The sequence below is a fragment of the Pseudomonas sp. RW10S2 genome (assembly GCF_014268985.1).
Classification (GTDB): Bacteria; Pseudomonadota; Gammaproteobacteria; order Pseudomonadales; family Pseudomonadaceae; genus Aquipseudomonas; species Aquipseudomonas wayambapalatensis.
Genome location: NZ_JABWRO010000174.1, coordinates 1 through 8,262 on the forward strand (window position 1 = coordinate 1; position 8,262 = coordinate 8,262).

The window sequence follows — 8,262 nt, forward strand, 5'->3', positions numbered from 1 at the left end:
GGGGGGGGGGGGGGGGCTTTTCAGTCAGGGCGCCGATCAGACCGTGATCAGTGCCTTGACCTTGCTCATCGCGTTCTTCTCGAGCTGACGAATCCGCTCGGCCGACACACTGTACTTCTCTGCCAGCTCGTGCAGCGTGGCCTTTTCCTCGGCCAGCCAGCGCTGATAGAGAATGTCGCGGCTGCGCTCGTCCAGGCCACTGAGCGCCTCATGCAGGTTGCTGTTGGAGTTATCGCTCCAATCGGCATCCTCCAGCTGCATGGCCGGATCGTAGCGGTGATCTTCAAGATAGTGCGCAGGCGACTGGAAGGCGCTGTCGTCGTCGGCATCGGCTGCCGGGTCGAAGGCCATGTCCTGACCGCTCAGGCGGCTTTCCATCTCGCGCACTTCCCGAGGCTCGACGCCCAGGCTTTCGGCGACACGGTGCACTTCGTCGTTGTTCAGCCAGGCCAGACGCTTCTTCTGGCTGCGCAGGTTGAAGAACAGCTTGCGCTGCGCCTTGGTGGTGGCGACCTTGACGATGCGCCAGTTGCGCAGGATGAACTCGTGGATCTCAGCCTTGATCCAGTGCACGGCGAAGGATACCAGGCGCACACCCATCTCGGGGTTGAAGCGCTTGACCGCCTTCATCAGGCCGACGTTGCCTTCCTGGATCAGGTCGGCCTGGGCCAGACCGTAGCCGGCGTAGCTACGGGCGATATGTACGACGAAACGCAGGTGGGCCATCACCATTTGCCGAGCGGCCTCAAGATCCTGCTCATAATAGAGACGCTCGGCCAGTTCACGCTCCTGCTCGACCGTCAGCAGCGGAATGCTGTTGACCGTGTGCACGTAGGCTTCCAGGTTTGCACCGGGCACCAGGGCATAGGCAGGTTGCAACGAAGTGGTCATTCAAGTACCTCCGACTCACTGGACTCGTGCCTTGTGGGCACTGCCATCATTGACCCGGAACCACGAAACAAGTTCCTGGATGAAAAAAAGTCAATGCTGGCAAGAAAGCATTATCGCGGTGCAAGCTCGTTCAAGTGGCGAGCGACCGCAATCCAAGCACCGATATACCCCAAGAGTACTGCACCAATCAAGAGTGACAGACCATCGGAGCCTGGCACCCCACCCAGGGCGAAGTCACTGTTGTACAGCCCGGAAAGCCCGACAACCGCGTCGTTCAGCCAGTTCAGGCCAAACGCCAGGATACCCCAGGCCAGCACGCCCGCACCCAGGCCATACAAGGCTCCCATGTAGAGGAAGGGGCGGCGTACGTAGCTGTCGGTGCCGCCGACCAGCTTGATCACTTCGATCTCGACACGGCGGTTCTCGATGTGCAGGCGAATTGTGTTACCAATTACCAAAAGCAGTGCGGAAATCAGCATGACCGCCAGGCCGAAGACAAAACGGTCACCCAACTTGAGAATCGCCGCCAGGCGCTCGACCCAAACCAGATCCAACTGCGCCACTTCGACCCGCGGCAACTCAGACAGGCGCTGGCGCAAGGCTTCGAGCGCCGGCTTGTCGACTTCGGTCGGCGTCACCACCACCACACCGGGCAGCGGGTTGTCCGGCAACTCGCGCAAGGCCTCGCCCAGGCCGGATTGCTGCTGGAACTCCTGCAGCGCCTGCTCGCGGCTGACATAGGTCGCCTCGGCCACGCCGGGCATGCCCTTGATCTCATCGCGCAGCGCTTCACCCTCCTTGCTGCCCGCGTCAAGCTTGAGGTAGAGCGAAATCTGCGCCGCGCGCTGCCAGGAGCCGCCGAGCTTCTCGACATTCTTCAGCAGCAACGACAGGCCCATGGGCATGCTCAGCGCCACAGCCATCACCAGGCAGGTGAAGAAGCTGCCGATCGGCTGCTTGCCCAGGCGGCGAAGGCTGTCGGCAAGGCTGGCGCGATGGCTTTCCAGCCAGGCGTTCAACAGAGTGCGGAAATCCGGGCCATCGTCGTCGTGGCCGCCGCGCTGTTTTTCCGGTTTCGAGTCGGCGGCCTTGGGCGCAACACGCTCGGAGACCTTTGGCGTACGCGTAGTGCTCATTGTCCGGCCTCCCCATCGCCGATCAGTCGTCCGCGCTGAAGCGTCAGCATGCGGTGACGCATGCGCGCGATCAGCGCCAGGTCGTGGCTGGCGATCAGCACCGTGGTGCCCAGGCGGTTGATGTCTTCGAACACGCCCATGATCTCTGCGGCCAGCCGCGGGTCGAGGTTACCGGTGGGTTCGTCCGCCAGCAGCAGCGCCGGCTGGTGAACGATGGCGCGGGCGATGCCCACACGTTGCTGCTGCCCGGTCGACAGATCAGCAGGGAACAGCTCGCCCTTGTCCGACAGCGACACGCGCTCCAGCGCCGAATCCACGCGCTTGGCGATCTCCACCTTGGACAGGCCGAGGATCTGCAGCGGCAACGCGATGTTGTTGAACACGGTGCGGTCGAACAGCAACTGGTGGTTCTGGAACACCACGCCAATCTGGCGGCGCAGGAACGGGATCTGCGCATTGCTGATCTGGCCCAGGTCCTGGCCGGCCAGCAGCAGCTTGCCGCTGGTCGGACGCTCCATCGCCAGCAGCAGGCGCAGCAAGGTGCTCTTGCCCGCGCCGGAGTGGCCGGTGACGAACAGGAATTCGCCCCGGCGTGCCCGGAAGCTCAGCTCATGCAGGCCGACATGGCCATTGGGGTAGCGCTTGGCGACCTGCTCGAATCGGATCATGGGTGCTCACGCTCGGCAAACAGGGCTTTGACGAAGGGTTCGGCCTCGAAGGTGCGCAGATCGTCGATACCCTCACCGACCCCGATGAAGCGGATCGGCAGGCTGAACTGCTTGGCCAGGGCGAAGATCACACCGCCCTTGGCGGTGCCGTCCAGCTTGGTCAGGGCCAGGCCGGTCAGCTCGACGCTCTGGTTGAAGTACTTGGCCTGGCTGATGGCGTTTTGTCCGGTCCCTGCGTCCAGCACCAGCAGGACCTCATGCGGCGCGTCGGCATCCAGCTTGCCGATGACCCGACGGACCTTTTTCAGCTCCTCCATCAGGTTATCCTTGGTGTGCAGGCGCCCGGCGGTGTCGGCGATCAGCACGTCGGCGCCACGGGCCTTGGCGGCCTGTACGGCATCGAAGATCACCGAGGCCGAGTCGGCGCCGGTGTGCTGGGCGATCACCGGGATCTGGTTGCGCTCGCCCCAGACCTGCAACTGCTCCACCGCAGCCGCACGGAAGGTGTCACCGGCAGCGAGCATGACCTTCTTGCCTTCGAGCTGCAGCTTCTTGGCCAGCTTGCCGATGGTGGTGGTCTTGCCCGCGCCGTTCACGCCGACGACAAGGATCACATAGGGCTTGCTCTGGGCTTCGATCTTCAGAGGCTGCTCGACCGGGCGCAGCAGCGCGGCCAGCTCTTCCTGCAGCGACTTGTACAGCGCATCGGCGTCTGCCAACTGCTTGCGGGCGACTTTCTGCGTGAGGTTCTGGACGATCAGCGAAGTGGCCTCGACGCCCACGTCGGCAGTGAGCAGGCGAGTTTCGATCTCGTCGAGCAGGTCGTCGTCGATGACTTTCTTGCCCAGGAACAGGCTGGCCATGCCTTCGCCAATGCTGGCGCTGGTCTTGGACAGGCCCTGCTTGAGGCGGGCGAAGAAGCCGGGCTTGGACTGCTCGGTGGCGGCAACGGCGGGTTCTGGCTCGGCCAGGGCAGGCTCGGGCGCCACCGGTGCAGGCGCAGGCGTGACAACTACTGGCTCAGGCTCGATGACAACCGCCGCCACAGGTTCAGGGATCGCGACAGGGCGCTCGGGAATGGCTGGCGGTTCGCTCGGTTCCAGGTCAGGGACCAGCGCCACGGGTTCCTCGGCGACAGGCAATACCAGATTGCTGACTGGTGGAGGGGTTTCGACCTCGACAGGCTGCGCAGGCGTTGCCTGGGGAGCCTCTGCCGGTGCTGGCACTTCATCTGGCACAACCGGCGCATCGGCGACAACCGGCTCGAGCGCAGCGACAACGGCCTGCTCGACGGGCGTGGATGGCGCTACCGGCTCGTTAACGGGCTGCTCGGGGGCTTGCGGCTGTTCGGCGACAGGTTGCTGCGGCTTCTTGCGAAACCAGCCGAACAGGCCTTTCTTTTCACCGGCCTCGGCCGGCGCTTTCTTGTCGTCGTTGGAACCAAACATGGAAGACGGCTATCTCAGGGTGGCGATGCACCATTATTGGGCATCGGGAATTCTCTATACGCAGAACAGACTCTCTTGAAGCCGGCTGGTTCATGCGCAACGTTTTGTCGTAGTGTCCTGTGGGCCAGAACGGCGACAGGCATGGTCGCCAGGCAACCGGATCAGTATCCTAGCACCTCCTGGCCCGCCTACGCTAAACCCCGCGGGCCGTCGTACAGGTTAACCATCGTATGAATGCTCTAGCCCGCCGCGCCGCTGGCCTGTTGCTCGGCACGCTCTGCCTGCCGCTTGCGGCCCTGGCCGCCGATACGCAACCGACCCACGAATTCATCCTCGACAACGGCCTGAAGGTCGTGGTGCGCGAAGACCATCGCGCGCCAGTGGTGGTATCGCAGATCTGGTACAAGGTCGGCTCCAGCTACGAGACACCCGGCCAGACCGGCCTCTCCCACGCCCTCGAGCACATGATGTTCAAGGGCAGCGCCAAGGTCGGTCCGGGCGAGGCCTCACGTATCCTGCGCGATCTCGGTGCCGAAGAGAACGCCTTCACCAGCGATGACTACACCGCTTATTACCAGGTGCTGGCCCGAGACCGCCTGCCGGTGGCCCTGGAGCTCGAGGCCGACCGTCTGGCCAGTCTGCGCCTGCCGGCCGACGAGTTCAGCCGCGAAATCGAGGTCATCAAGGAAGAGCGCCGCCTGCGCACCGACGACCAGCCCAACGCCAAGGCCTTCGAGCTGTTCCGCGCCATGGCCTACCCCGCCAGCGGCTACCACACCCCGACCATCGGCTGGATGGCCGACCTCGAGCGGATGAAGGTCGAGGAACTGCGCCACTGGTACGAATCCTGGTATGCACCGAACAACGCCACGCTGGTGGTGGTGGGCGATGTCACCGTCGATGAGGTCAAGGGCCTGGCGAACAAATACTTTGCCGCCATCCCCAAACGCGCCATTCCTCCCGCCAAACTGCCACTGGAACTGGCCGAGCCCGGCCAGCGCCAGCTCACCCTGCACGTGCGCACCCAACTGCCGAGCCTGATCTACGGCTTCAACGTCCCGGGCCTGGCCACCGCCAAGGACCCACGCAGCGCCCAGGCCCTGCGCCTGATCTCGGCGCTGCTCGACGGCGGCTACAGTGCGCGCATGCCGGCACGCCTCGAGCGCGGCCAGGAGCTGGTGGCCGGTGCCTCGAGCAGCTACAACGCCTTCACCCGGGGTGACAGCCTGTTCCTGATCTCGGCGACCCCGAACGTACAGAAGCAGAAAACCCTCGCCGACGTCGAGAAAGGCGTCTGGCAGTTGCTGGACGAGCTCAAGAACACGCCACCCACCGCCGAGGAGCTGGAGCGCGTGCGCGCCCAGGTCATCGCCGGCCTGGTCTACGACCGCGACTCGATCAGCAGCCAGGCCACCACCATCGGTCAGCTGGAAACCGTGGGCCTTTCGTGGAAGCTGATCGACAGCGAGCTGGACGACCTCAAGCGCGTCACGCCGCAGGACATCCAGGACGCCGCACGCACCTATTTCACCCGCGAACGCCTGAGCGTTGCCCACGTTCTGCCCGAGGAGTCCGCTCATGAGTGATCGCCGCGCCCCCCGCTATACCCTGTTCGGCCTCGGCATCCTGGCTGCGATCGTGGCGCTGGCCCTGCTGCTGGCCCGCCCGGCGCAACCGGACAATGCCGCCGGTCAGCCCGACAGCAACGCCGCACGCCCGGCCAATACCCTGCAGTCGATGGCCGAGCTCGACGGCAAATCCCCCAGCCGGCGCCAACTGAACATCCAGAACTGGACCACAGCCGAAGGCACGCGGGTCCTGTTCGTCGAAGCCCGAGAGCTGCCGATGTTCGACCTGCGCGTGACCTTCGCCGCCGGCAGCAGCCAGGACGGCAGCGTCTACGGTCTGGCCGCCCTGACCAACGCCATGCTCAACGAGGGTGTGGCCGGCAAGGACGTCACCGCGATCGCCCAAGGCTTCGAGGGGCTCGGTGCCGACTTTGGCAACGGCTCGTATCGCGACATGGCCGTGGCCACGCTGCGCAGCCTGAGCGCCCCGGACAAACGCGACCCGGCGCTGAAGCTGTTCGCCGACGTGGTCGGCAAGCCAACCTTCCCTGAAGACGCCCTCAAGCGCATCAAGAACCAGTTGCTGGCCGGTTTCGAGTACGAGAAGCAGAACCCCGGCAAGCTGGCCGGCAAGGCGCTGTTCGCCAACCTCTACGGCAGCCATCCCTACGCTCACCCCAGCGACGGCACCGCCGAAAGCATCCCGGGTATCACCCAGGTACAACTGCGCGACTTTCACGCGAAGGCCTACGCTGCCGGCAATGCCGTGATCGCCCTGGTCGGCGACCTCAGCCGCAGTGAAGCCGAAACCATCGCCGCGCAGCTCTCCGCCACCCTGCCCAAGGGCCCGGCACTGGCCAGCCCTGGCGAACCGTCGCAGCCCAAGCCGGGCGCGACTCATATCGATTTCCCGTCCAAGCAGACCCACCTGATGCTCGCCGAACTGGGCATCACTCGCCAGGACCCTGACTGGCCGGCGCTGTCGCTGGGCAACCAGATCCTGGGTGGCGGCTCTTTCGGCACCCGCCTGATGAGCGAGGTGCGGGAAAAACGCGGCCTCACCTACGGTGTGTACTCGGTATTCAGCCCGATGCAGGTGCGCGGTCCGTTCATGATCAACCTGCAGACCCGCGCCGAACTCAGCGAAGGTACGCTCAAGCTGGTCCAGGACATCCTCGCCGACTACCTGAAGAACGGCCCGACCCAGCAAGAGCTCGACGATGCCAAACGTGAGCTGGCCGGGAGCTTCCCGCTCTCGAATGCCAGCAACGCGAGCATCGTTGGCCAACTGGGCGCCATCGGCTTCTACAACCTGCCGCTGACCTGGCTCGAAGACTTCATGCAACAATCCCAGGCGCTGACCGTCGAGCAGGTCAAGACGGCGATGAACAAGCACCTGGCGGTGGACAAGCTGGTGATCGTCACCGCAGGCCCGAGCGTGCCGCAAAAGCCGCTGCCACCGCCCACAGACAAACCGTCCGAGCAGCCGCTCGGCGTACCGGAGCACTGATGGCAAGACCGTCCAACCCCGCCCAGCCCCAAAGCAAGGGGGCTGGCCACCTGCGCATCATCGCCGGCGAATGGCGCAGCCGTCGCCTGGCGGTGCCCGATGGGGAAGGCCTGCGCCCGACACCCGATCGCGTGCGTGAAACCCTGTTCAACTGGCTTGCCCCCTACATCGAAGGCGCCCGCGTGCTGGACGCCTTCACCGGCAGCGGAGCCCTGGTGCTCGAAGCCCTTTCGCGCGGTGCCGAAGATGCCGTGGCACTGGACAGCAACCCTGCAGCCATCGCCAACCTCAAGCACAACCTCGAGCTGCTGCGCTGCCCCCGTGGGCAGATCCTGCAGATTGACGCCCTGCGTTATCTCGGCGGCCCGGCCAAGCAGCAGTTCGATGTGGTATTCCTCGACCCGCCCTTCCACAAGGACCTGCTGGCCAACGTCTGCAACCTGCTGGAGGAGCATCAGTGGCTGCACGAACAGGCCTGGGTCTATACCGAGAGCGAAACAGCGCCGTCCAACCTGCCGATGCCCGGCAACTGGCGCCTGCACCGGGAAAAGAAGACCGGACAGGTGCATTACGCACTGTGGCAGCGGGGGTAACACCGGTTAATTAATTACCGCCTCCCCACCTCACCGATCATCGAGGCTGCTCCTGCCAACTCAATCAGGAGCAGCCCATGCCTCTAGCCCTTCCGAGCACCGCCGCTCGCGCCTCACACCTGCAGCACGCCACCCTGGCCAATGGCCTGCGCATCTACCTTCAAGAAGATCACCGCGCACCTCTGGTCAGCGTACAACTGTCCTTACACGTCGGTGCCAGCCATGAGCCAGCCGGCAATTCGGGGCTTTCCCATGCCTTGGAACACTTGGTATTCGATGGCAGCAGCAAACTGGCCCAGGGCGAGTACATTTCCTTCATGAACCGACTGGGCGCTTCGCCAAATGCCTTCACCGACAGCGACAACACCTATTTTCCGTTGACCCTGCCGGCCAGCCGCCTTGAAATCGCCCTGGAGGCCCTGGCCGACATCACGTTCCGCCCCCCCCC

At 64.5% G+C, this 8,262-nt stretch carries 8 protein-coding genes; 4 read left to right on the top strand and 4 right to left on the bottom strand.

Annotation, left to right across the window (positions count from 1 at the left end; genetic code table 11):
• Positions 1-36 precede the first annotated feature (36 nt).
• The 4 genes from rpoH to ftsY form a co-directional block, all read right to left on the bottom strand.
• A complete protein-coding gene (gene rpoH / locus HU729_RS24190) occupies positions 37-891 on the bottom strand; it encodes an RNA polymerase sigma factor RpoH (protein ID WP_186665582.1) in 855 nt (284 codons plus the stop codon).
• A gap of 110 nt (positions 892-1,001) precedes the next feature.
• On the bottom strand, positions 1,002-2,027 hold the full coding sequence (gene ftsX / locus HU729_RS24195) for a permease-like cell division protein FtsX (protein ID WP_186665580.1): 1,026 nt from the start codon (positions 2,025-2,027) through the stop codon (positions 1,002-1,004).
• Positions 2,024-2,695 carry a cell division ATP-binding protein FtsE gene (gene ftsE / locus HU729_RS24200; RefSeq protein WP_186665578.1) on the bottom strand — a complete coding sequence of 224 codons (672 nt, stop codon included), beginning with the start codon at positions 2,693-2,695 and terminating at the stop codon, positions 2,024-2,026. Before ftsE ends, ftsX begins: the two co-directional genes overlap by 4 nt.
• On the bottom strand, positions 2,692-4,143 hold the full coding sequence (gene ftsY, locus HU729_RS24205) for a signal recognition particle-docking protein FtsY (RefSeq protein WP_186711774.1): 1,452 nt from the start codon (positions 4,141-4,143) through the stop codon (positions 2,692-2,694). Before ftsY ends, ftsE begins: the two co-directional genes overlap by 4 nt.
• 230 nt (positions 4,144-4,373) lie before the next feature.
• Between ftsY and HU729_RS24210 the strand changes: the two genes are divergently transcribed.
• The 4 genes from HU729_RS24210 to HU729_RS24225 all read left to right on the top strand — a co-directional run.
• Entirely contained in the window at positions 4,374-5,729 is a 1,356-nt protein-coding gene (locus tag HU729_RS24210) for a pitrilysin family protein (protein WP_054891160.1), read from the top strand.
• Positions 5,722-7,221 (top strand): pitrilysin family protein, encoded by a 1,500-nt coding sequence (locus HU729_RS24215; protein ID WP_186711775.1) that lies wholly within the window; start codon positions 5,722-5,724, stop codon positions 7,219-7,221. Before HU729_RS24210 ends, HU729_RS24215 begins: the two co-directional genes overlap by 8 nt.
• Positions 7,221-7,814 (top strand): 16S rRNA (guanine(966)-N(2))-methyltransferase RsmD, encoded by a 594-nt coding sequence (rsmD, locus tag HU729_RS24220; RefSeq protein WP_186665570.1) that lies wholly within the window; start codon positions 7,221-7,223, stop codon positions 7,812-7,814. The genes HU729_RS24215 and rsmD overlap by 1 nt, the downstream gene beginning before the upstream one ends.
• 77 nt (positions 7,815-7,891) lie before the next feature.
• The coding region (locus HU729_RS24225; RefSeq protein WP_186711776.1) for an insulinase family protein at positions 7,892-8,262 on the top strand (371 nt) is incomplete at its 3' end.